The organism is Deinococcus arboris (assembly GCF_009755355.1).
Lineage (GTDB): Bacteria > Deinococcota > Deinococci > Deinococcales > Deinococcaceae > Deinococcus > Deinococcus betulae.
On sequence record NZ_WQLB01000002.1, the window covers coordinates 1 to 20,959 of the forward strand.

Here is a 20,959-nt window from a genome sequence, read left to right on the forward strand (position 1 = left end):
ATCTCCTGAAATGGGAAAGCCCCCATAATAAGGGGCTACTTGGATAGTACCTTACTACCGTTTCGAAGAGATTCTTGAAGTTATGCCACAGGCTTTAGATATGCCAGATCACTCTTCATAAGATTTGAGATCCCATTCCTATTCTTTATAGAAATTTGTACTGCGTTTTCAGCTCTAATAATCTGTAAATCATCACCAGCAGTTCGCTCTATAACGTTCACAGGACTAACAACTTGCCTAGCTGCATCCATATCACTAATTCTATTAATTAATAAAAATACCTCAGACGGTCTTGAAGACATCGCGCCTAAGTCCTTGGCAATATCATAAAATACGTTGAGTATCTTAACAACGCGTTGACCACGACGGTCGCGATATCTAATCAGCTCAGGAGCAGAAGACTTGATCTCAATTACATTAGTTCTCTCGTTATCTTCAAATTCATCGTAGTCTTCGCTATCAGGTGTTACACGTACCATGATACTAATAGGAGGATCGTCAATCTCGATCACAACGCTATTCGCATTGCTGAACATATTTCGATAGGAAATATTCTCCTGACGCAAAATATTTTTTATCTTTTCAAAAATCTGCTGAGAGGCGATGGACTCAGAAACGTTGGTTCTGGCATGAATTGAGTAGACAAATGGACTGTTCTCTCGCCACGCTTTGAAATTTCCAACTAGCTTCTTAAGCTCTTCACTGGCGTAAGTTCCGGTAAGGCCGCCAACTAATACCACGCCTAGCGCCGACACCACTGGCACCCATCCAGGCACACGAGAGGAAATTGCGGGTACGGTCATGGCCACTGTGCCAGTCAGGCAGGCGGCCAGAAGGACCAAGAGGATCGTCAATTTTTTGTCCACAGGCCGCCTCCTCGGTCGTTATGTTGAGAACATATTACCCTCTATGGGCTTGTAGAGTTTGCAGAATTTGAACAATCCTGGGCCAAGGGTCTCCCATATCTGGATGGTTGCCTGCAATTAGGTGTCCATCTGTAAATTGTGTGAATTGCACTCGTCCCAGACGCAAAATTCGCACTTTGAGGGTAGCGCCCTGTGCATCCAGCATTAGCCCTACTTCATTGGGGCTTGAACCGCTTTGCACAAACCCGAAGAGACTGCTCGTCTCAATATTCGTACCGAAAAATTTGCCTTTGCGTATAGGATCGCTATGCATGGCAAACTCCCATGACCAACGCTCTGTAGGGTAGCTGGCAGCCAGTTTAGACAAATCGTAATTCGCTAATCTAAACATGGCTTGAGAAGGAGCTTCAGGAGTGTTGGCCTCTATGTAGCGCAGAAGTGCATTTTCAAGATCCTTCCGCTTTTTTACGCCTAACGCTATTAACGGCAGCTGCGTAAAATCCAGAGGGAGATACAGCTTCATGATTCTGACTTCATCCTGCTCACGTGTGCCCCAAGTTGGTTGACCACCGTCGAAAAAATATCCTTCAGAGGTCCTCTTAACTCGCGTCCAATAAACGACAGGGGCGCGGTAGCCCACCCGCGTAGCCCCCGGAGTTTCTGCCTGCGGCATAAATCCCCAGGATTCACTTCCGTCGGCACTTTGGCTCTGAACATCATTACGTAGCATCTGTGTAGGGAAGGTAGGGAGAAGTTCTACTACGGTAAGAACGATCATCTCTATTCCAAATTAACAGACCTTTCTCAATTAGCCCAATTGCTTCTAGCCCCGGCCTCACCGCCGGGGACTTTTTTACCGCCATTCACCGCCATCTGCCGCCATTTCGCCCACGCTCGCCAATACCTTCCCCGATCTTCAGGCATCGTTCTGCATCCGCGCCACCCTTGGAGCAGCGATGATGCAGCCATGTCCACAGCTCCACTTCCCCCATTGACCGATGTTCAGGCCCGTATCCTCCGCGCCATGGTCCGTGAGGGGGCTAAGAGCGCGGGGGAAGTTCACACAGCGACAGGGCTCAGCCTGGCCGCTGTTCGGGCGGAACTGACCTTCCTCACCGGCTTGCTCTTCAGTCACGGGAAACAAGCGTGGGAAGCGGCGCTTACGGCCTATGACCATGCGGCTGAACGGCGGTTGGGAACGGGGCCTGACTGGGAGGCAGCCTTAGCCGCCAGCCGAGCTCTCCAAGCGAAAGGGGGCACCCGTGAGGACGTGCTGTTTTTCCTTCGCCGAGCGGGATTCGGGAAAGTCGAGAGCATCAAAGCGCTTCATCAGCTTGAAGGCCTCCCCATTGCCAAGGGCAAAGAAGCGGTCCACTTGAGCGCGGTGTGGTCAGATCGATACAGAGCGGATGAAGCCTTCCACGATGAGCTTGAAGCTGCTCTCAAGCAGTTGGGTGAACAGGAATAAGGTCCTGAGCCTTTACCACCGGCCGAATCGGCGATACGGCTCAGTACGCGTGGCGTCCGGGTCCGTCAAGATCACATTGAGGTACAGCGTGGCGGCCAGCCGTTGCCGCGCGGCGGTGGCGAAATCCGCTGGGTGATAGGCCACCACGTAGACGGCCTTCTGGGTATCTCGAAACGGTGCCAGCGCTTCACAGTCCCCGGCGAAGTCGAAACAGTCCTCATTGATGGCCCCGTCGTACAGGGCGTGGAGCGCCGCCACCTGACCCAGATTGTTCTTGAGCAGCACTGCCAGCCCACGCGCATGGGACGCCGCTGCCGTCCAGCGCGCATAAGCCAACTGGTCGGCGGCTGAGACGGCATGGGCCGGTGTCCCCGGCCGGGCTCGCTGATTGACGACATTGGCCCAGGCATCTACGTTGTCCGGCTCGACGGCGTGGCATCCCTTCTGCCGGGCCAGGTCCAGGCGTGCTTCCATCACGGAACGGATGATGGCTGCCCGGCCGCTGGCGGTGGTGGTGAAGCCGCGCAGGTCCAGCCAGCGCTCGCCCGGCCAGGTGTCGTCTGGACCACGCTGCACCTCACCGAGTAAGAGGTCAGGGGTCAGCAGTCGCTGGCTAGCGGCGTCGGTGCGGAACGTTTCCGCTGTGCCGGCGCTGTAGTAGCAGATCAGGTATTTGCCAGCTCGGCGAAGGCGAGTCATGGTGGCAGTGGTCACGGCGTACAGATCCAGGCTGATGACGCGGCCCGTTGGGGTGACTCCAGCGTTCAGTGCTTCCGAGCCGCCGATGTTATAGGACCATGTCGCCTGTACAGGAGGCGGTGACCAGGAGGCCTGGACTGCTGATGGACTGCTTGCAGACAGCAAAGAGAGAAGGATCAGGGCGCGCCCAGTTCGCAGGGAAAGGTTCAAGGTCATGGGTGCAGTTGTACACGCCCGCTGCTGTGAAGGCTCAGCTCCGCCCTTTGCCTGACGACGCCCGGCTAGAGACAAGACAGGCTGCGCGCATGCCCCGCCCCCTCTGGCGCACGCTCTGGCACTTCACGCTGAGTCAAGTCGCCGCCTGCACCTTTGCCTTCGCCGTGGTCGCCTTACTCCTGCTGTCCCGCACGTTGCCCCTGGCCCAGTGGGGCGTGCCCCGGTACGATTTCCTGCTGCTCGGCTGCCTGTTGGTGCAGCTGGTCCTGGTGGCCATCCGCTTTGAGACCGTGCGGGAAGCTGGCGTCATCCTGCTCTTTCACCTCCTGGGCTTCCTGCTCGAAGCCTTCAAGGTTGCGCGGGGCGGCTGGACCTACCCGGAAGACGCCTGGAGCAAGGTACTGGACGTCCCTCTGTATGCCGGGTTCATGTATGCCAGTGTCGGCAGCTACGTCGCCCAGGCCTGGCGCCGCTGTCAGCTCCAGGTGGAAGGCGTGCCGCCACTGCGCATTCAAGCCGCTCTGATCGCCGTCACATACCTGCATTTCTTCCTGGCGCCCAGTGTGGTGGTCCGGCTGGGGGTGAGTCTCGCCCTGGTGCTGGCGTACCGGCGCACGGCCGTCACGTTCACTGTGGCGGGCGAAGCCCACCGGATGCCGCTGCTGCTGGCCTTCGTATTGATCGGCGGCTTCGTGTACCTGGCAGAGAATCTAGCGACGGCGCTGGGGGCGTGGGTCTACCCGTACCAAGTGGGCGGGTGGCAGCCGGTGGCGCCGGCCAAATAGTGGGCCTGGGGGCTCATGACCACGCCGGCCTTTCTGGTGGTCTCAGCCCTCAAAGCATGGGAAGCACGCCGTCCACTCGGTGTGCTGAATTCGCGTGACACGGCACAAGCCAGCCCCGGTGAAGAGGCAGGCTCTGGCATTCATCAGGTGTGAACCGTGCAGTGCTACAGTGGCGCCCCTGTGCCCACGAAGCGCCGCCGTCAACGCTCTTTTCCTCGCCCAAATCATTGGGTGACCCGCCTCAGCACCTTGCTGCTCTGGGTGGATCTGGGGCTCTTGATCATCTTCCTCAAGCAGGCAGGCTTGTAGAGGCGTCTCTTAGAGGCGGTGGGCGCGCATGAATGCCAGCAAGGTCTGCCGGACAGCCCACACGGTGCGGGCGGCTTGCAAGAGGGCTTCTTCAGCGTGTGGCGCCTCAAGTTGCGCCCGCACAGCCGTCAACGGTGCCGTGAGCTCAACGGCCCGCGCCCCAAGTTCACGTGTGCTGTGTGTTCGAATCCTCCAGACCTGCTTTGAAATGGTGTCGATAGACCGGAGGAGATCTGGTGCAGTGCTGCTGTAGACACTCCAGTCCTGGTAATCCAGCACAGGGCGCCCCGCTTCCCGCATGTGCTGAATAATGTTGTCCATGAGATCAGGGTCACCGTCAAGGATGCCTAACCCCTGACCAGTCCTCAGGCTGAAGGGGAAATGATATTTCCGCTCTGAATGCGCAATCACCCACTCCGGCGCGGTACCGTCCCAGAGGTAACAGTAATGGTCCAGCTCAGACATGCCCTCAGCTTAGCGAGGTCAGCGGTGTGGGCTGACTTGGTTAATGCGAAGCCTGCCAGGCCGTCACGAGCTGCTGGAAGCCAAGCTCGACCAGGTCGGAGAGTTGCCCCTCCAGATCACCCAAACTTCTGACCATGCCCCTTGTGCTGGCTGACCAGATCACGTCTTGCTGCTTGAGTAACTGAAGCTGCACGGTGTACGCGAGCCCTTTGCCTCGCCTACTCACGTCGATGACCAGATGGGTCCTCACCGAGCAGGTGGAATTAAAGAAGTCGAGCGCGTCGCGGTGCCGGTCAGCCACGCCCCAGGTGGTCTCTGACGCGCCCTGCAGGAAAAGATTAGAGACCGGCAGTGAGGTGGAGACCGTCACCCCTTCGCCGGTACAGAGCTGCTGCTCTTGGAGGGCGGCAAGAGGGGAACTGGCGCCGGCTGTGGCGAGCATGAAGCAGGCGGCGAGAAGAAGTGGGATCAGACGGGGCATGCCGCCAGGATGGTGGCCCAGCGGTGACGCCACGGTGACAGGGCAGGGCTGGCACTGCTCAGGATGGAAGCGGAGGAAAGAAGGACCGCGCCTGGTTTACCGCATTCATCTTCTCGTATCGCCAGCTCCACGAAAACGTAGGCCCAACGTGTGAAGCTAGCGACACGCGTCAGCGGCTGTGCTCAGGCTTCTCTATCTGCCGGGTCAATGCCACACCACAGCATGAGCGCCACACGAAGCCCGGGCACCTGAAGCATATCCATCGCGGCCAGCACAGCCACAGTGACTTTCTCGCGCTCACTGGGGTCAGGATAAAACCCGTTCTCTTCCAGGGTATTCAGCATGACCTGAAGGGCAGTGCGTTTGTTGCCGTCGCTAAAGCCATGGTCATGGGCCAATGTGTAACCAATGGCGGCCACCTTCGTAAAAAAGGTGGGGTAAGCGTCTTCGCCCATGATTGAGGTCACAGGCTTGTTCACGGCGCTTTCAATCACGCCGATGTGGGCCACGCCGGGGCGGCCTTCGGAGACTTCTAGAACGTCATCGTGCAGCTCAAGCACATACTTCTTCGTGGGGTAGTCATCACCTCTATACCGAAAGAAATACGTGTTTGAGAGCGGGCCAGTCATAGTCAAAGCTTCGAGAGAATCTGAAGGGTGGCAGCGTTGCGGCGCACACTTTCCTTCATCTCTGCCCTTACCTCTTCATCTGTTCTCAGGCGGTCTGGAAGGGGATGCTCACGGGCGCGCCGGGCCTCATTCGCAGAGACGAACTGGCGCAGCTCCTGGCCGGGGTTACCTCTGGGTTTCGTTTCGCTCATTTCTGCCCCCCTCCTGCCCGTCTTCTCTTCGCTGGTCAGGACTCCAGTGTAAGGCACACCTTCCGGGCACGTCCGGCAACCTACCCACCTTTACGGGCTTAACCTGGGGCGCATGATGGGTGGCAGGAAGACTGGGCAGGGCTGGCATAAAGGCAACATTGAAGAGTTGCCGTCGGGGCGTTTCCGATGGCGTGTGAGGGTCCAGTACCCGGATGGCACAAAAGACCGCCTGACCGGCACGGCTCGCACGAAAACCGAAGCCCAGCAAGCCATGATTGCGGCACAGAGGGAGGCCCAGGCCGGACAGCGGCCCGTGTCGCACACCCTGACGGTGGGGGAGATGGTCACGGAATACATGCGGGCGAAGCGGGCCACCTGGGCAGACCGCACGTCTTGGAATAATGACGCCCTGTATACGCGGCACGTCGCGCCCCACCTGGCCCACCTGAAAGCGGCAGGCGTAGATCCCCGGCGCCTGCGCGCGTACTTTGAACTGCTGAGTGAGAAGCGCCCGGCGGGCGACGGCGAAAAAATGCGCCCGCCCCTGGGGTACTCCGGGCAGCGGCAAATTCACGTGTTGCTGCTGGGGGCCTACAAACGCGCCATAGCAGACGGGCTGCTGCGGGATAATCCAGCTCTCCACGCCCGGCCTCTGTCTCCCACGAAGGGTGGGGCGAAAATGGCGGCGAAGGTCAAGCACTTCACGCCCGAAGAGCTGGGGCGCTTTATCCCAGTGGCGCTGGAGGACCGCTTCGCCCTGCCGCTCGCCTTCCTGGCCCTGACAGGGCTGCGGATTGGGGAGGCGCTGGCCCTGACCTGGGGGGATGTGGGCCAGGATGATACGGGCGCCCCATTGGTGACTATCTCGAAGACCCGCAGTGAGTTTGAGGGGGCGTATTACACAGGTGGTCCGAAGACGGCGGCCGGCGTGCGCCAGGTCTACCTTTCACCGGACGCACTGGGCATCGTCGAGGACTTGCGGCGAAGGGTCAGCATTGAGGCGCAGGCCACGCGCTACCAGGGCCAGGGCACGGCAGATGCGGCCCCCCTCTTCCCATCTGTGGACGGGCGGCCCATGCGGCAAGACGTGCTGCGGCAGGTCATGCGCCGGACCTGCGAAGCGGCGGGTGTGCCACTGCTGTCTCCTCACGCACTGCGGCACAGCACGGGAACGTATCTCATCTCAAGGGGCGAAGACCCAGTGAGTGTGGCCGCGCTGCTGGGGCACGCCCAGGTCAGCACCACACTCAACATCTACGCCCACGCGCTACCGGGCAAGATGCGCGGCATGGTCTACGGGTTGGCCGACCTGCAGGGGAAGGTGAAGTCTGCGGCGGCGCAGACCGGCGAAAGAGGAGACGGAGAGCGGGCGCTGCCGCTTCGCCGGAAAATCCGGAAGGCCGGGCCTCGCCGGAAGGGGTAGGCCGTAGGGTTTTCGTGGAGCTGGCTCCACGCTGAACGCTGTGTCCCCAAAGTGGGGACCGAGGAGCCCAAAAGTGGGGACGCAAGAAAATAGCGGCTCACACGGCGTTTTTCGAAACCGCGTCCCCAACCCTCTTTTCCGTGGGGACGCGCCTTTTTTCTGTCATGAACGACATAAACCGGCTTCCGTCCCCAAAGTCCCCAGATTTTTAGGGGGTAGAGGGCTGGGTTATTTTTTGGCGTATTTTTTGTGCAAGGTGGGCTGCCCCAGAAGTGTGCGAGGGAAGAGGGCCCCCAAAATCAAATGGGCCACATTTGGGCCACGCGCGCCTCTATGGGCCATGTCAGCGGGCCATGGCAAAAGCAGAACCCCCGTCCTAGACGGGGGTTTCCTGGTGGGACGTGTAGGACTTGAACCTACAACCCGCTGATTAAAAGTCAGCTGCTCTACCGATTGAGCTAACGTCCCACACCGCTGGGCGCCAGGCCGGCGCGTTCTTCAGCGGCAGTGAGTATACGGAGGTCGGCCAGACCTGTCAACGCCCCGCTTAGCGCTTGAGGTTAGGGGGCACGTTGGGGAGACGCGGCGGCTTCATGCCTTTGCCGCCTGGGCCCGTCATGCGGCCCAGCATCTTCATCATGTCCTTCATCTGCTCGTGCATTTTCAGCAGCTTATTGATGTCCTGGACGGTATGCCCACTGCCTGCGGCAATGCGCTTGCGGCGGCGCCCGTCAATCAACTTGGGGTTGCGCCGCTCTTTGAGGGTCATGCTGGAGATCATGGCGTCAATGCGCTGGATCTGTTTCTCATCGACATTGAAGCCTTCGGGCAGGGCGCGGCTCATGCCGGGAATCAGCTTCAGGAGGTCGCCCAGCGGCCCCATCTTGCGAATCTGACGCAGCTGGGTCAGCAAGTCTTCCAGGTCGAAATCGCCCGGCTTCTTGACCTCCATGGCCTTCAGGTCGGCCTGCTGGGCGCGCTCGATGAGGCCCAGCACATCGCCCATACCCAGGATGCGCCCGGCGACCCGGTCGGGGTAGAAGGGTTCTAGCCCCGTCAGCTTCTCGCTGGTCCCTGCAAAGTAAATAGGTTTGCCCGTCACGCTGCGCGCCGAGAGGGCCGCTCCGCCGCGCGCGTCGCCGTCCATCTTCGTGACCACCAGGCCTGTCACCGTGACGCGCTGATCGAAGGTCTGGGCCACGTTTAGGGCTTCCTGACCCGTCATGGCGTCCACCACCAGCAGGGATTCGGTGGGCTGCAGGGCCGCTTGCAGGTCGGCCAGCTGGTCCATCAGGGCCTCATCAATTTGCAGGCGACCGGCCGTGTCTACAATCACTAGATCGCGGAAATCGGTTTTCAGGTGCTCGTCTACCCGGCGTTTGGTTTCAGTGGGGGTCTCGCCGTCGGCCACCTTCAGAATCGGCACCCCTACCTGCCGGGCCAGCACTTCCAACTGGTCACGCGCCGCCGGGCGCTGGGTGTCGGCCGCCACCAGCAGCACGCGCCGGCCCTTACTCTTGTAGTGGGCGGCTAATTTGCCCGTACTGGTCGTCTTGCCGGCCCCCTGCAGGCCCACCATGAACCACACGTTGCCCTCGGTTTTCAGCTCGGGCTGCGCCGCCTTGCCCCCTAGGGTTTCAATCAGCTCGTCGTGCACCAACTTCACGACCGTCTGCCCGGCATTCAGGCTGCCCATGACTTCCTGGCCTACAGCCTTCTCGCTGACCTTGGCCACAAAATCCTTGGCCACGCTGAAGTTCACATCGGCTTCCAGCAGGGCCATCCGGATCTCGCGCATGGCGGCTTTCACCTGCGCCTCGGTCAGCTGGCGCTCTTTGCCCACCCGGTCCAGAATGTCCTGCAACTTGTTGCCCAGGGACTCAAACATGTTGAGAGGCTACCACGCAGGGCAAACAGGCAAAGGTGTTGCCGCCGCGTCCAGTCGGGTGCGGAGCATGCGGAAAAAGGTGGGGGGAGGGTTGGCTCTGCTGGGGCTGAGTGCTTGCACACGTTGCCCGACTAGGAAGCGCAAGAGCGGGCAGTGTGGACGGCTACCTATCAGCAGCAGGAGGCGCAGGGGCAGAGGTATGCTAAAGCCTTTAGGCCGCTGCCTTTTGAGTTTCGGGGCGTGGGGTGGCGGGTCTGTGACTTTGGGCGCACCTACGAGGTCAGTGTGGTGTCTGGTTTGGGATACGGCCACCGAGCCGCAGCTGCGGGCTGCTTTGCGCCTGGCTGGTCTTGAGTCGCCCACCACTGGTTTTGAAGTGACGCGCGCCCCGGCCTCTCCGGTTTCGCAGGTGCAGACAGGGCCGCTGCGCGCTGAAGTGCGTGTGCCGAGAACAGCGCAAGTGGGCCAGACGCTGACCCTTGCCGTCACCCTGCACAACGAAACGCGGCGATCAGTGCCACTCTTTTCTGGGGAGCGGCCACTGAACGCCGTCATTCACAACGCACGCGGCGAGGCCGTACGCTGGTACACATCTGGCCTGATTTCCCTTATGGAGTTCGGTCAGGCCTGTCCACTTGGCCCATGTCACTGGGACCGTCTTCAGTTGAATTTCCCCTCGACCAGTTCAGCCGCTGGTTGCCCCTGCCCCCAGGCGACTACACCGTCACCGTCCGAATGACACGCGTGTTTGCTGACGAGCAGGAACTCAACCTCACCTGCCCCTCGCAACTGTTGACCATCCGCTAGCGTGCAGTCATGCCCAAACTCGTGCGCGACCGTATCCCCGAACTGTCCGGCGGGCAGGCCACACCTCTGGGTGACGCGGCTTTTCGCGCCGCTCTGCGCGAGAAGTTGCAGGAAGAAGTTGCGGAGTGTCTAGAGAGCGGCGAAACCGAAGAACTGGCCGATGTGCTGGAAGTCGTACTGGCATTAGCCAAGCTAGATGGCGTGGACGAAGCTGGGTTGAACACCCTGCGGCGCCAGAAAGCAGAGGCGCGTGGTGCCTTCACTCGCCGCCTGTGGTGGACGGCAATCTAACGCTCGTTAGGCAAGGCACGCTAAACTGCGCACATGACCAAAGCTGTGATTGTGGCGGCCAGCCGCACGCCCACTGGGAAGTTTCTGGGCGCCCTGGCCGATGTGCCGGCTGTCGAACTGGGGGCCATCACCCTGCGCGAGACTCTGAAGCGTGCGGGACTCAGCGCCGAACTGGTTGAGGAAGTCATTCTGGGCCAGGTCGTGCAGGCGGGTAGTGGACAGAACCCGGCCCGCCAGGCCGCCCTGCGCGCGGGCCTGACCCATGAGGTCGGTGCGCTGACGATCAACAAGGTGTGTGGCAGCGGACTTAAGGCGGTCATTCTGGCCGCCCAGAGCATTCGAGCCGGCGACCAGCGGGCCGTTCTGGCAGGCGGCATGGAATCCATGAGCAACTCGCCTCACCTCCTGCCCGGCGCTCGCAAGGGCTACCGCCTGGGGCACGCGCAGGTACTGGATGCCAACACCCATGACGGCCTGTGGTGTTCCATCAACGACGAGGGGATGGGCCTGACCGGCGAGCGCGTGGCCGAGAAATACAGTATCGGCCGCGAGGAGCAGGACGCCTATGCGACGGCCAGCCACCAGAAAGCTGTCGCCGCGCAGCAGGGCGGGCGTTTCACGGATGAGATTGTGCCGGTGACGGTACAGGGCCGTAAGGGCGACGTGACGGTGGACACCGATGAAGGCCCCCGCGCTGATACCAGCCCCGAGACCCTGGGCCGCCTGAAGCCCGCTTTCAAGAAAGACGGCTCGGTGACGGCGGGCAATGCGCCCGGCCTCAACGACGGGGCCGCCAGTCTGCTGGTGGTCTCTGAAGAGGTGGCCCAGGCCCACGGCCTCCCTGTTCTGGCCGAAATTACCGGCTACGCCACAGGTGGCCTGGCTCCCGAGTGGGTCATGATGACCCCAGTTCCTGCCACTCAGAAGCTGCTGGAGAAGCTGGGGATGACGGCCAGCGACATTGACCTGTGGGAACTGAACGAGGCCTTCAGTGTGCAGAGCCTCGCGGTCAGCCGTGAACTGGGCCTGGACCCGGCCCGCGTGAACGTGAACGGCGGCGCGGTGGCGCTGGGTCACCCCATTGGCGCCAGCGGCGCGCGCATTCTGGTCACGTTGCTGCACGCTCTGAAGCAGCAGGACAAGGAGACGGGCGTGGCGACCCTGTGCATGGGCGGCGGCAATGGCCTGGCCCTGGCTGTGAAACGGGTAGGCTAGGCGCATGGCAATCCTGTGGATGATCGAAAGCACATATCTGAAGATGGGTGAAGAACTCGCCGCCGTGACCCCCGCCCACCGCGAGTGGCTGGATCAGCACTACCGTACGGGCCTGTTTCTGACCAGTGGCCGCAAGGTGGACCGCACCGGCGGCGTGCTGCTGGCCCAGGCGGAGACCCTGCAGGAATTGGTGGATATCTTCGACGGTGACCCCTTCGTGCAAAAAGGCTGTGCGCGCTACCGCTACACGGCGTTTACGCCCGTCAAGCGCAGCCGCGCCGTGGACCTTGAGGGCGTCCCGCTGGTGGAATGAAGGCGCTGGCCCTGGCCTTAATGCTGGGCGGTGTGGAAGGCAAGGCCGGGTTTCTCGGCACGGCCACGCCCCCGCTACAGACAGCCATCTGTCAGCCAGGCGGGTGTGTGCTGCTGGGCCGCCAGAAAATCCAGACGGAGTTGGGACTCACCTTCACCGAACACCATGTAGCAGTGCCGTCCCTCAAGAATCCGCTGAGGTTTGGCGTGGATGGACAGGGAAAAATTCAGTGGGCAGAGGTGGGCGTGTCTGGCCCCGTCCCAGCTGCGGCCGAGCTGTCTGTGCTGGTCCGCTTTGTACAGGCCGCGACCGGGCGCTGGGTCAGCGCAGCCCAAGTTCACCGCTGTCTCAAATCGGCCCGTCAGAACGCAGCACGCTCGGTCTCTCTGATCGAATTGGATCAGGCAGGTGTGGTTTGTGTGGCCAGCGGACCGAACGGGCCGTTCAAGCTGGCGGCTTTTCTGGGGCTTCCCCATTAGCAAGGACGTGAATCTATGAAATTCGGAGTGATTGGCGCTGGACAGATGGGCGGCGGGATTGCCCAGGTCGCCGCACAAAGCGGTTTTGACGTCGTCGTGCAGGACATGAAGCAGGAATTTCTGGACCGGGGTCAGGGTGTCATTCAGAAGTCCCTGACCAAGCTGCATGAGAAGGGGAAGCTGCAAGACACCCCTGAAACGGTTCTGGGCCGTATCCAGTTCACGACGGACCTGCAAGACTTTGCCGACTGCGACCTGGTGGTCGAGGCCATCGTGGAAAACGAGGCGGTCAAGGCCGACCTGTTCCGGCAACTGGGGCAGATCGTCAAGCCCGGCGGCATTCTGGCCAGCAACACCAGTTCCATTCCGATTACCAGCCTGGCCACCGCCTCAGGGCGCCCAGAGCGCTTTATCGGCATGCACTTCATGAACCCGGTGCCGCTGATGCAACTCGTCGAAGTGATTCGTGGCTACAAGACCAGTGACGAGACCGCGCGCATCGTCACCGAAACCGCCACTGCGATGGGCAAGACGCCGCTGTCCTGCAACGATTTCCCCGGCTTTGTTTCCAACCGCATCCTGATGCCCATGCTCAATGAGGCCATTCAGTGCGTGATGGAAGGCGTGGCCGAGCCCGAGGCCATTGACGGCATTATGAAGCTGGGCATGAACCATCCGATGGGGCCGCTCACCCTGGCCGACTTTATTGGTCTGGACACCTGCCTGGCCATTATGGAGGTGCTGCACAAGGGCCTGGGAGACGATAAGTACCGTCCCAGCCCGCTGCTGCGCAAGATGGTGCAGGCCGGGCTGCTGGGCCGCAAGAGTGGTCAGGGGTTTTACACTTACTGACGCTCGACGCTCCGCCGCCTGACCCGGCTCATGGCCCGCGGGCGCCCCTGTGTTAGAACGGGGGCCGATGAAACAATTCTGGTGGAGCGTGGCGGCGTTGGGTGCCCTGAGTTTGAGTGGAGCGGCCAGCGCCGCTGACGTGCGCCTGGGGCTAAACAGCTCGCTGGGTCTGGGCTGCCAGGTGGCCGGGGTGCGCGCGGGTGTGCAAGAAGGCCGTCTGGGCTTTTATGGCCAGGCGGCCTTCTGCCTAAGCAACGTAGAGGGCCGGGCGGGCGGCGCCGCGTTTGGGGTGGGGGCCAGCTTCGATATTTTCAGTACGGCTGGCCTGACCGCCTACGCGCTGCTTGGGGGCGACGTGCAAAACGGCGCTGCGGTGGTGCATGGGGGCCTCGGCCTGCGCTACGGAGTCCCGCTGGTGCCGGTGGAGGCGTATGTCGAGGCGGGCGTGCAGCGCATCAATACGCCACTTCAGGCCATCTTTGGGCCGCGCCTGGCCCTGGGCGTGAACTACAAAGTCAATGTGGCGAACCTACAGGGCACCCTGCCCACAGCGGCGCCAGCAGGCGAGGTCAGCAGCACGGGCGCGCCGGCCAGCTGTCAATTGACCCCCGAGCAGGACGCTGTCGGGGCGCAGACCACAGCGGCGGCAGCAGCCGAATCTGCCCTTTCAGCGGCGGCTGGGGCCTACGCCGCTGGCTTCTCTAACTTCTCCTACAAGGTGACCACGACGAGCAGCAGGGTCGTGGGCAACAGTGCCGTGGTGAGGGGCAGCGTCACCATCAGCCTGACCTCACGCAGCAGTGGTGAGCGCATCACAGACACCTACAGTGGCATCATCACCCTGGAGCGCGCCGACTGCGGGTGGGTGGCCACTGGCTACAGCCGCGAATAACAGACCGAAGTTGGGGAAGCAAGCCCGCATGTGGCCTGCTTCCCCAGCTTCTGCTTCATGGCATCATCGGGCGCGTGACTGTCGTCGTCCGGCCTCTGTACGCCAACGTCTTCCTGCTGACCACGCCGCAAGGCCGGCTGCTGGTGGACAGCGGCGCGGCGTGGTATGCCCCGGCTTTTGCGGGGCTGCTGCGGGCCTTTGCCCCGGACGCCCTGCTGCTCACGCACGCGCATGTGGACCACGCTGGCAGCGCCTTTCTGGCCGCTCGCACCGGCGTGCCAGTGCTGGCGCATCCACTGGAACATCCGGGTCTGCTGGGTCAGGTGCATGACCTGCCCTACCCGGCCCGCCGCCCAGAACTGGGGCGCGTGATTTCCCGTCTGCATCCCAAGGTGCCGGCCGCCGCGCTGCGGGCCACCCTGCCGGGCGAGGACGTGCTGGGCTGGGAGGTGGTCCATCTGCCGGGGCACACGGCTGGGCAGATCGGGGTGCGCCGGGGGGATACGCTGATCGCCGCTGACGCCGTGGTGGGTGCTCCGGACGGCGCTCATCTGCCGAGGGCCGCCTATAACCATGACCATAACCAAGCGCTGGCGACCCTCAAACGTATCGCCGCGATGGACACCAGCGTCATCTGGCCCGGCCACGGCGGCGTCCTGAGCCGCGCCCAGGTGGCCGCGCGGGCCGTGCGCGACGATGAAGCGTCAGGGTCAGCAGCTGGAACTGAGTGGGGAGGAAACTCAAGGCCAGCCTGAAGAACGCAGAGGCCAAAGAGGTTCTCAAGGGATTTGGGGAAAGCGACGCAGATTGCGTATGCTCTCGTCCTCGCAGCGGAATCCAGAGCGGCCAGCGGTGAGGATCCGCCGCCGCTTCTCAGGTGAATGCAGCGAGTGTCAGCAAGAGACGATGACGCCAACGGAATTGAGGAGCGTTTTTGGTCCCCCAATACCGTTGGCATCCCTTGTCAGAAGCGCTTAGGTTCCCTGCTTTCTTGCCCTCCTGCTCAGGTCAGGACACGGTGCCAGGGCCTCACTGGGTCAGCGGCAATCCTGCGCCGACCTGGCCCGTGACCGCCCTGACCCCCGCCTCCCTATCTCCTTGCCCGGTAATGCCGAATCAGGGCATTTGTGCTGCTGTCATGGCCTAACTCTGGCGTCCCGACGCCGTGCAACTCGGGCACAATCTGACTTGCCAGCACCTTGCCCAGCTCCACACCCCACTGGTCGAAGGAGTTGATGTTCCACACAGTGCCCTGCACAAAGACCTTGTGTTCGTACAGGGCAATCAGGGCACCCAGGATGCGGGGAGTCAGGCGGTCAGCCAGGATGGTGTTTGTGGGCCGGTTGCCCTCAAAGACGCGGTGCGGGGCCAGGTCAGCCGGGACCCCCTCGGCCAGCACCCGCTCCAGCGATTTGCCAAACGCCAGGGCCTCGGTCTGGGCAAAGACGTTGGCCATCAGGAGGTCGTGGTGCGGCGCTCCATTCGGCAGCGGCAGCGGATTCAGGGTCTGGCAGAAGCCGATAAAGTCGCAGGGAATCAGCTGGGTGCCCTGGTGAATCAGCTGGTAGAAGGCATGCTGACCGTTCGTGCCCGGCTGGCCCCAGATGACGGGACCGGTTTGGTAATCCACCTCCTGCCCGTCCAGCGTGATGTGCTTGCCGTTGCTCTCCATGTCCAGCTGTTGCAGGTAAGCCGGGAAATAGGCGAGATACTGGTCATAGGGCAAGACGGCGTGCGTGGCCGCCCCGAAGAAGTTGTGATACCAGACCCCCAGCATCGCCAGCAGCACCGGCAGATTCTGTTCCAGCGGCGCCGTGCGGAAATGTTCGTCCATCTCGTGAAAGCCGGCCAACAACTCGTGAAAGTGCGCCGGGCCCACCGCCAGCATCAGGCTCAGGCCGATGGCGCTGTCCAGCGAGTAGCGGCCCCCCACCCAGTCCCAGAAGCCAAACATGTTGGCCGGGTCAATGCCGAAGGCTTGCACGGCCGCCGCATTGGTAGACACGGCGGCGAAATGCCGGGCCACAGCGGCCTCGTCCCCCAGCGCCGAGAGCAGCCAGCTGCGGGCCGAGGCCGCGTTCGCCATCGTTTCCTGGGTGGTGAACGTCTTGGAGCTGACGATAAACAGCGTTTGGGCCGGGTCGAGGTCGCGGGTCTTTTCGACCAGGTCGGTGCCGTCCACGTTCGAGACGAAGCGCAGCGTCAGGTCGCGCTGTGCATAGTGCTTTAAGGCTTCGGCGGCCATCACTGGCCCCAGGTCGCTGCCGCCAATGCCGATGTTGACAATGTTGCGGATAGGCTGGCCAGTCAAGCCGCGCCACTGGCCGCCGCGCACGGCCTCCGCAAAGGTCGCCATGCGGCCCAGCACCTCCTGCACATCGGGGACGACGTTGCGGCCGTTCACCAAGACGCTCGCTCCCCCCGGCGTCCGCAGGGCCGTATGCAGCACGGCGCGGCCCTCGGTCACGTTGATCGTGTCGCCGGCCAGCATGGCGTCACGCCTGGCCTCAACGCCGGCTGTGCGCGCCAGGTCAAACAGCAGGCGCAGGGTCTCGCCGGTTACGCGATTCTTGCTGTAGTCCAGATAAAGGCCGGCGCCTTCGGCCTGCAGCGTCTCGCCGCGCGCTGGGTCGGCGTCAAAAAGGTCACGCATCGTCGTGGCCGCCAGGTCGCGGTGGTGGTTGAGCAGGGCCTGCCAGGCGGGGGTCTGAGTGATAGTCATGCGCTCTCCCTTTGGGTAGGCGGGGAAAAAGCCTGCCCTGAACGTCCGGGAGCATACCTGCTGTGCTCCCATGCCCGCGCCGGGGCTGTCCACATGCCGCACTCACCCCGTTCTTAGGGCCGTCAGAGAATTGTGCGAAGTCACCGCCTACCCTGGGTCTATGACCAGGAAGGCCAGGGACGCGGCGCAGTCGACATGGGGGGTCTGGGGTACGCCCTACCTGAATGACGACCCCCGTCCCCAGACCCCCCCCCAGCCCGAAGCGGCCCGCCTGCTCTCGCCGGAAGCCATTCGCCGCGCCATTCAGGCTGAAGAGCAGCGTCAGGTTTTCGCGCTGCTGGGCCGCCTGCGCCGGGGCCGACCCTCGTAAGCCGGACTGCCGCTTCATGACGGCATAGCTGGGAAGGCACCGTCTGCGCTTCTAGAGCGTAACCTCTTTAGCCTCTCCTTCTCTGCTCGAAGTTCACCCGGCAGAAGGCCCGGTTCAACCGGAGTCCGTAGACCACTCGCGTTTTTCAGGCCACGCGGCCCCGCGCTTATCAGGCGTCAGGGGCCGCGTTCCATTTGGCAGGCCGCCGGCCCTTCCATCTGACCTCCGGCCGCGCTTGAATGCAGCCGTCTGTTTCTCTCTGCCTCCTGCCAGTGCTGCGGAGGCTTCTCGCGCTGCTTTCTGGAGTGTTCCCATGACTGCCTCTGCCAACCCCGCTGTTTCCCTGACCGACCTGAATGACCGCGACGTGGTCATCGTGTCGGCTGTCCGCACTCCTATCGGCGCCATTCGCGGCGCGCTGTCGTCTGTTCGCCCTGACGACCTGGCGGCGCTGGTCATTCGTGAAGCGGTAGCCCGCGCCGGGGTGCCGGCCGAGGCCATTGAAGAGGTGATTTTCGGCTGCGCCAACCAGGCCGGCGAGGACAACCGCAACGTGGCGCGCATGGGCGCCCTGCTGGCGGGCCTGCCCGACACGGTGGCGGGCCTGACAGTCAACCGCCTGTGCGCCAGTGGCCTCTCGGCCATTAATACGGCGGCGCGCGCCATTCGCAGTGGAGAGGGCGACGTGTATGTGGTGGGCGGCGTGGAAAGCATGACCCGCGCGCCGCTGGTCATGTCCAAGGGCGGCGCCCCCTTTGCGGGCGGCAACGTGACCGCTTTTGACACCACGCTGGGCTGGCGTTTTCCCAACCCCGCGATGGAAGCCCTGTTTCCCCTTGAAGCGATGGGGGAGACCGCAGAAAACATCGTGGAGCGCAGCCGCGAGGGGGCCTACGCCGGCGGCGAGATCACCCGCGCCGATCAGGACGCCTTCGCCCTGAATTCTCAGCGGAAGGCTGTAGATGCCATCAATGCCGGGCACTTCAAGGCCCAAACTGTTCCTATAGAAGTGAAGGGCCGTAAGGGCGTAATGGTTGTCGACACCGACGAGCACCCCCGCATGAAAAAAGAAGGAGACGCCTACGCCCTGGCCACCGACGAGGCCACCCTGGCGGGCCTGAAACCAGCTTTCCGCAAGGGTGGCAGCGTGACGGCGGGCAACGCCAGCGGCCTGAACGACGGCGCGGCGGCCCTGGTGCTGATGTCGGCGGGCAAGGCGCGTGAACTGGGGCTTGCTCCGCTCGCCCGCTGGCTGAGCGGCGCCTCGGCGGGCGTGGAGGCGCGCGTGATGGGGCTGGGGCCGATTCCGGCCACCCGCAAGGTGCTCTCTCGCACGGGCCTGAGCGTGGCCGACCTGGACCTGATTGAACTGAATGAGGCGTTCGCGGCGCAGGCCCTGGCGTGTGTACGCGAATTGGGATTGGACGAGGAAAAGGTGAACGTAAACGGCGGCGCCATCGCCCTGGGGCATCCCCTAGGCATGAGCGGCGCGCGCCTGATCGTGGCGCTGACGCATGAACTGGCGCGCCGGGAAGGCCGCTACGGCCTGGCAACCCTATGCGTGGGCGTGGGCCAGGGCGAAGCCGCAATTATCGAGCGGGTCGAGGCGTGAAGACCGTTCCCGTGATCACCGCCGCTGAAGCCGCTGCCAAGGTCCAGAGTGGGCAAACGCTGCTGGTGGGCGGCTTCGGCATGACGGGCAACCCGGTGCACCTGGTGCACGCCCTGGCCGAAACCGACGTGCAGGGGCTGACCTACGTGGCCAACAATGTCTCGGAGCCGGGCCTGAGTGGCGGCCGCCTGCTGCGCAACCGCCAGATCAGGAAGGCGGTCGGGTCATATTTCACCTCCAACCCGGAAGCGGTGAAGGCCAACCAGGAGGGCTGGCTGGAGGTGCAACTGCTGCCGCAGGGCACGCTGGCCGAGGCCATCCGCGCGGGTGGCGCGGGCCTGGGCGGCTTCTATACGCCCACGGCAGCGGGCACCCTGATTGCCGGGGATGCCGACGTGCGTACCCTGAATGGCCAGGAGATGGTCTTCGTGCCGGCCCTGCGCGGCGACGTGGCGTTTATCCGCGCGTGGCGGGCCGACACGGCGGGCAACCTCCAGTACCGCCTGACCGAGCAGAACTTCAACCGGGCGATGGCCACCGCCGCTGACCTCGTAATTGCCGAGGTCGAGGAGATCGTCCCCGTGGGCACCATTGCGCCGGGTGAGGTCCACACCCCAGGCCTGTACGTGGATTTCCTGGTGCAGGGCACTCTGTCGGCCGATCATCTGGGCAGCAGCGCCAGTGTGAAGGGCGGTGCCAAGAAGGTGGACGAGGCCCGCATGAACATGGCCCGCCGCGCCCTGAAAGAACTGCACCGGGGCGACGTGGTCAACCTGGGCATCGGCATTCCGACGCTGGTGGCTGACCTCATCACGCCGGAACACGGCGTCAACCTGCACACCGAAAACGGGATGCTGGGTGTCGGCCCGGCCCCCGAAGACGGCGGCGCGCTGGACTACCCGGTCAATGCGGGCAAGATTCCGGTCACGGCCCTGGCTGGGGCCAGCTACTTTGACAGCGCCGACTCGTTTGCCATGATTCGCGGGCGGCATGTGGACGTGGCTGTGATGGGCGGCCTTCAGGTGGACGCTCACGGCAACCTGGCCAACTGGGCTGTGCCGGGGAAGCCCCTGCTGGGCGTGGGCGGCGCAATGGACCTGGCGGGCGGCGCCCGGCGCCTGATTATCACCATGAGCCACACTGACCCCGACGGAACGCCCAAAGTTGTCCCTGACTGCACCCTGCCCCTGACGGCCCGCGGCGCGGTGGACCTGGTGATTACCGACAAAGCCGTCTTTGAGTTCAGAGCAGGCCAGCTGACCCTGACCGAGCTCATGCCGGGCGCCACGCTGGACGAGGTGCGCGCCGGGACGGGTGCGGTGTTTGTCGAGGCGTTGAGGACTGAAACAGCGACGGTGTAGGGCGCGCGGCGATTGAGACGAATTGTTGAGTCGGTTCTGATTTCGACACTGACTGACCCCCACCGTTTGCCTAAGCGGTGGGGTCAGACTGTTCCGAATACGGCACGAAGTGGTTCACCTTCGCAGAGCGGCCAGAAGGAGCAAAACGCCCCTCCGCGCGTGGCATTTACACCTGCGTTCCGGGTTGTTCGTGGGAGAGAGAGCCGTTCGCGTCAGGTGTTGCCTTTATGCCCCCTGAGCCTGTGGCTCACTGCGACTATTTCGCCTCAGAGACCAGTCGGGAACTTCTGCAGCATGACGGCGTACTTGAATTGTGACGGAAGCAGGAATGAAAGAGCCTCCAGTTTCTTCCTGATGAACGTCATTTTTCCCCTCGGCGTCGAGTCAATGCTGCAGCATGAGGCGGAGGTCAGCGAGCCCTCGTCTCATCGTGCCCAGGAGGTAACCCCAGCTCAACCGGCAGAAATGGCGTGTGCTGACCCTCGGGTTTGGTCAGTGGTCCCAGCCGGATTCCGTCTGCGTCCAGAAATCCGGCCTTTGTTCCACTCCTAACCGGAACCCGTCTCAGGAGAGCCTCTATGACTCATCTTTCGCAGCGCAGACTCCACATTCTCAGGGCCCTTTA

22 protein-coding genes and 1 tRNA gene are annotated in these 20,959 nt (G+C 62.7%); 14 read left to right on the forward strand and 9 right to left on the reverse strand.

Annotated elements, in window-relative coordinates; all coding sequences use genetic code 11:
* Positions 1–80: 80 nt before the first annotated feature.
* On the reverse strand, positions 81–866 hold the full coding sequence (locus GO986_RS01455; protein ID WP_157457461.1) for a hypothetical protein: 786 nt from the start codon (positions 864–866) through the stop codon (positions 81–83).
* Positions 867–900: 34 nt separating this feature from the next.
* Positions 901–1,644 (reverse strand): hypothetical protein, encoded by a 744-nt coding sequence (locus tag GO986_RS01460; protein ID WP_157457462.1) that lies wholly within the window; start codon positions 1,642–1,644, stop codon positions 901–903.
* Positions 1,645–1,857: 213 nt separating this feature from the next.
* Here GO986_RS01460 and GO986_RS22770 point away from each other — a divergent pair, with 213 nt between their 5' ends.
* Positions 1,858–2,334, forward strand: coding sequence for a hypothetical protein (locus GO986_RS22770; RefSeq protein ID WP_232337343.1), 477 nt, complete (start codon positions 1,858–1,860; stop codon positions 2,332–2,334).
* 12 nt (positions 2,335–2,346) lie between these two features.
* Here the strand turns inward: GO986_RS22770 and GO986_RS01470 are convergent, their stop codons facing one another.
* Positions 2,347–3,249, reverse strand: coding sequence for an endo alpha-1,4 polygalactosaminidase (locus GO986_RS01470; protein ID WP_157457463.1), 903 nt, complete (start codon positions 3,247–3,249; stop codon positions 2,347–2,349).
* Positions 3,250–3,338: 89 nt separating this feature from the next.
* On the opposite strand from GO986_RS01470, the gene GO986_RS01475 reads away from it, so the two are divergent.
* Positions 3,339–4,034 carry a DUF817 family protein gene (locus GO986_RS01475; RefSeq protein ID WP_232337344.1) on the forward strand — a complete coding sequence of 232 codons (696 nt, stop codon included), beginning with the start codon at positions 3,339–3,341 and terminating at the stop codon, positions 4,032–4,034.
* Positions 4,035–4,352: 318 nt separating this feature from the next.
* On the opposite strand, the gene GO986_RS01480 is transcribed toward GO986_RS01475, so the two are convergent.
* The 3 genes from GO986_RS01480 to GO986_RS01490 form a co-directional block, all read right to left on the reverse strand.
* The gene (locus tag GO986_RS01480) at positions 4,353–4,664 is read right to left on the reverse strand and encodes a hypothetical protein (RefSeq protein WP_157457464.1); all 312 of its coding nucleotides are present in this window, start codon (positions 4,662–4,664) and stop codon (positions 4,353–4,355) included.
* Positions 4,665–4,848: 184 nt separating this feature from the next.
* A complete protein-coding gene (locus tag GO986_RS01485) occupies positions 4,849–5,289 on the reverse strand; it encodes a hypothetical protein (protein WP_157457465.1) in 441 nt (146 codons plus the stop codon).
* Between the two features lie 182 nt (positions 5,290–5,471).
* Entirely contained in the window at positions 5,472–5,849 is a 378-nt protein-coding gene (locus GO986_RS01490) for a type II toxin-antitoxin system death-on-curing family toxin (RefSeq protein ID WP_198170349.1), read from the reverse strand.
* A 372-nt stretch (positions 5,850–6,221) separates the two neighbouring features.
* On the opposite strand from GO986_RS01490, the gene GO986_RS01495 reads away from it, so the two are divergent.
* Positions 6,222–7,532: a tyrosine-type recombinase/integrase gene (locus tag GO986_RS01495; RefSeq protein ID WP_157457467.1), complete on the forward strand. Its 1,311-nt coding sequence runs from the start codon at positions 6,222–6,224 to the stop codon at positions 7,530–7,532.
* Positions 7,533–7,924: 392 nt separating this feature from the next.
* Here GO986_RS01495 and GO986_RS01500 read toward each other — a convergent pair.
* Both GO986_RS01500 and ffh read right to left on the reverse strand, forming a co-directional pair.
* Positions 7,925–8,000 (reverse strand) — tRNA-Lys (locus GO986_RS01500).
* A gap of 79 nt (positions 8,001–8,079) precedes the next feature.
* Positions 8,080–9,420: a signal recognition particle protein gene (gene ffh / locus GO986_RS01505; RefSeq protein WP_157457468.1), complete on the reverse strand. Its 1,341-nt coding sequence runs from the start codon at positions 9,418–9,420 to the stop codon at positions 8,080–8,082.
* Positions 9,421–10,062: 642 nt separating this feature from the next.
* Here ffh and GO986_RS01510 point away from each other — a divergent pair.
* The 8 genes from GO986_RS01510 (at position 10,063) to GO986_RS01545 (ending at position 15,024) form a co-directional block, all read left to right on the forward strand.
* Positions 10,063–10,227, forward strand: a complete 165-nt coding sequence (locus GO986_RS01510; RefSeq protein WP_157457469.1) for a hypothetical protein — start codon at positions 10,063–10,065, stop codon at positions 10,225–10,227.
* A gap of 9 nt (positions 10,228–10,236) precedes the next feature.
* Positions 10,237–10,518: a nucleoside triphosphate pyrophosphohydrolase gene (locus tag GO986_RS01515; protein WP_157457470.1), complete on the forward strand. Its 282-nt coding sequence runs from the start codon at positions 10,237–10,239 to the stop codon at positions 10,516–10,518.
* A 33-nt stretch (positions 10,519–10,551) separates the two neighbouring features.
* The gene (locus GO986_RS01520; RefSeq protein WP_157457471.1) at positions 10,552–11,733 is read left to right on the forward strand and encodes a thiolase family protein; all 1,182 of its coding nucleotides are present in this window, start codon (positions 10,552–10,554) and stop codon (positions 11,731–11,733) included.
* Between the two features lie 4 nt (positions 11,734–11,737).
* On the forward strand, positions 11,738–12,046 hold the full coding sequence (locus GO986_RS01525; RefSeq protein ID WP_157457472.1) for a YciI family protein: 309 nt from the start codon (positions 11,738–11,740) through the stop codon (positions 12,044–12,046).
* A gap of 107 nt (positions 12,047–12,153) precedes the next feature.
* The gene (locus GO986_RS01530) at positions 12,154–12,525 is read left to right on the forward strand and encodes a hypothetical protein (protein WP_157457473.1); all 372 of its coding nucleotides are present in this window, start codon (positions 12,154–12,156) and stop codon (positions 12,523–12,525) included.
* Positions 12,526–12,540: 15 nt separating this feature from the next.
* Positions 12,541–13,377: a 3-hydroxyacyl-CoA dehydrogenase family protein gene (locus tag GO986_RS01535; RefSeq protein ID WP_157457474.1), complete on the forward strand. Its 837-nt coding sequence runs from the start codon at positions 12,541–12,543 to the stop codon at positions 13,375–13,377.
* 67 nt (positions 13,378–13,444) lie between these two features.
* Complete coding sequence (locus GO986_RS01540) at positions 13,445–14,269, forward strand: hypothetical protein (RefSeq protein WP_157457475.1); 825 nt, start codon at positions 13,445–13,447, stop codon at positions 14,267–14,269.
* Between the two features lie 74 nt (positions 14,270–14,343).
* A complete protein-coding gene (locus GO986_RS01545) occupies positions 14,344–15,024 on the forward strand; it encodes an MBL fold metallo-hydrolase (RefSeq protein ID WP_369409074.1) in 681 nt (226 codons plus the stop codon).
* A 335-nt stretch (positions 15,025–15,359) separates the two neighbouring features.
* On the opposite strand, the gene pgi is transcribed toward GO986_RS01545, so the two are convergent.
* Positions 15,360–16,991, reverse strand: coding sequence for a glucose-6-phosphate isomerase (gene pgi / locus GO986_RS01550; protein WP_157457476.1), 1,632 nt, complete (start codon positions 16,989–16,991; stop codon positions 15,360–15,362).
* Positions 16,992–17,151: 160 nt separating this feature from the next.
* Between pgi and GO986_RS01555 the strand changes: the two genes are divergently transcribed.
* From GO986_RS01555 to GO986_RS01565, 3 genes are all read left to right on the forward strand, one after another.
* Positions 17,152–17,361: a hypothetical protein gene (locus GO986_RS01555; protein WP_157457477.1), complete on the forward strand. Its 210-nt coding sequence runs from the start codon at positions 17,152–17,154 to the stop codon at positions 17,359–17,361.
* 313 nt (positions 17,362–17,674) lie between these two features.
* Positions 17,675–18,973, forward strand: a complete 1,299-nt coding sequence (locus tag GO986_RS01560) for a thiolase family protein (protein WP_157457478.1) — start codon at positions 17,675–17,677, stop codon at positions 18,971–18,973.
* On the forward strand, positions 18,970–20,334 hold the full coding sequence (locus GO986_RS01565) for a 3-oxoacid CoA-transferase (protein ID WP_369409076.1): 1,365 nt from the start codon (positions 18,970–18,972) through the stop codon (positions 20,332–20,334). Before GO986_RS01560 ends, GO986_RS01565 begins: the two co-directional genes overlap by 4 nt.
* The last annotated feature ends 625 nt before the right edge of the window (positions 20,335–20,959 follow it).

What these genes read in the sequence shown, in the direction of transcription:
- GO986_RS01460 (WP_157457462.1), bottom strand. Translation starts at nt 1,644, where the DNA reads ATGATCGTTCTTACCGTAGTAGAACTTCTCCCTACCTTCCCTACACAG.
- GO986_RS01470 (WP_157457463.1), bottom strand. Translation starts at nt 3,249, where the DNA reads ATGACCTTGAACCTTTCCCTGCGAACTGGGCGCGCCCTGATCCTTCTC.
- GO986_RS01475 (WP_232337344.1), top strand. Translation starts at nt 3,339, where the DNA reads ATGCCCCGCCCCCTCTGGCGCACGCTCTGGCACTTCACGCTGAGTCAA.
- GO986_RS01480 (WP_157457464.1), bottom strand. Translation starts at nt 4,664, where the DNA reads ATGGACAACATTATTCAGCACATGCGGGAAGCGGGGCGCCCTGTGCTG.
- GO986_RS01485 (WP_157457465.1), bottom strand. Translation starts at nt 5,289, where the DNA reads ATGCCCCGTCTGATCCCACTTCTTCTCGCCGCCTGCTTCATGCTCGCC.
- GO986_RS01495 (WP_157457467.1), top strand. Translation starts at nt 6,222, where the DNA reads ATGATGGGTGGCAGGAAGACTGGGCAGGGCTGGCATAAAGGCAACATT.
- ffh (WP_157457468.1), bottom strand. Translation starts at nt 9,420, where the DNA reads ATGTTTGAGTCCCTGGGCAACAAGTTGCAGGACATTCTGGACCGGGTG.
- GO986_RS01510 (WP_157457469.1), top strand. Translation starts at nt 10,063, where the DNA reads ATGTCACTGGGACCGTCTTCAGTTGAATTTCCCCTCGACCAGTTCAGC.
- GO986_RS01515 (WP_157457470.1), top strand. Translation starts at nt 10,237, where the DNA reads ATGCCCAAACTCGTGCGCGACCGTATCCCCGAACTGTCCGGCGGGCAG.
- GO986_RS01520 (WP_157457471.1), top strand. Translation starts at nt 10,552, where the DNA reads ATGACCAAAGCTGTGATTGTGGCGGCCAGCCGCACGCCCACTGGGAAG.
- GO986_RS01525 (WP_157457472.1), top strand. Translation starts at nt 11,738, where the DNA reads ATGGCAATCCTGTGGATGATCGAAAGCACATATCTGAAGATGGGTGAA.
- GO986_RS01535 (WP_157457474.1), top strand. Translation starts at nt 12,541, where the DNA reads ATGAAATTCGGAGTGATTGGCGCTGGACAGATGGGCGGCGGGATTGCC.
- GO986_RS01540 (WP_157457475.1), top strand. Translation starts at nt 13,445, where the DNA reads ATGAAACAATTCTGGTGGAGCGTGGCGGCGTTGGGTGCCCTGAGTTTG.
- pgi (WP_157457476.1), bottom strand. Translation starts at nt 16,991, where the DNA reads ATGACTATCACTCAGACCCCCGCCTGGCAGGCCCTGCTCAACCACCAC.
- GO986_RS01555 (WP_157457477.1), top strand. Translation starts at nt 17,152, where the DNA reads ATGACCAGGAAGGCCAGGGACGCGGCGCAGTCGACATGGGGGGTCTGG.
- GO986_RS01560 (WP_157457478.1), top strand. Translation starts at nt 17,675, where the DNA reads ATGACTGCCTCTGCCAACCCCGCTGTTTCCCTGACCGACCTGAATGAC.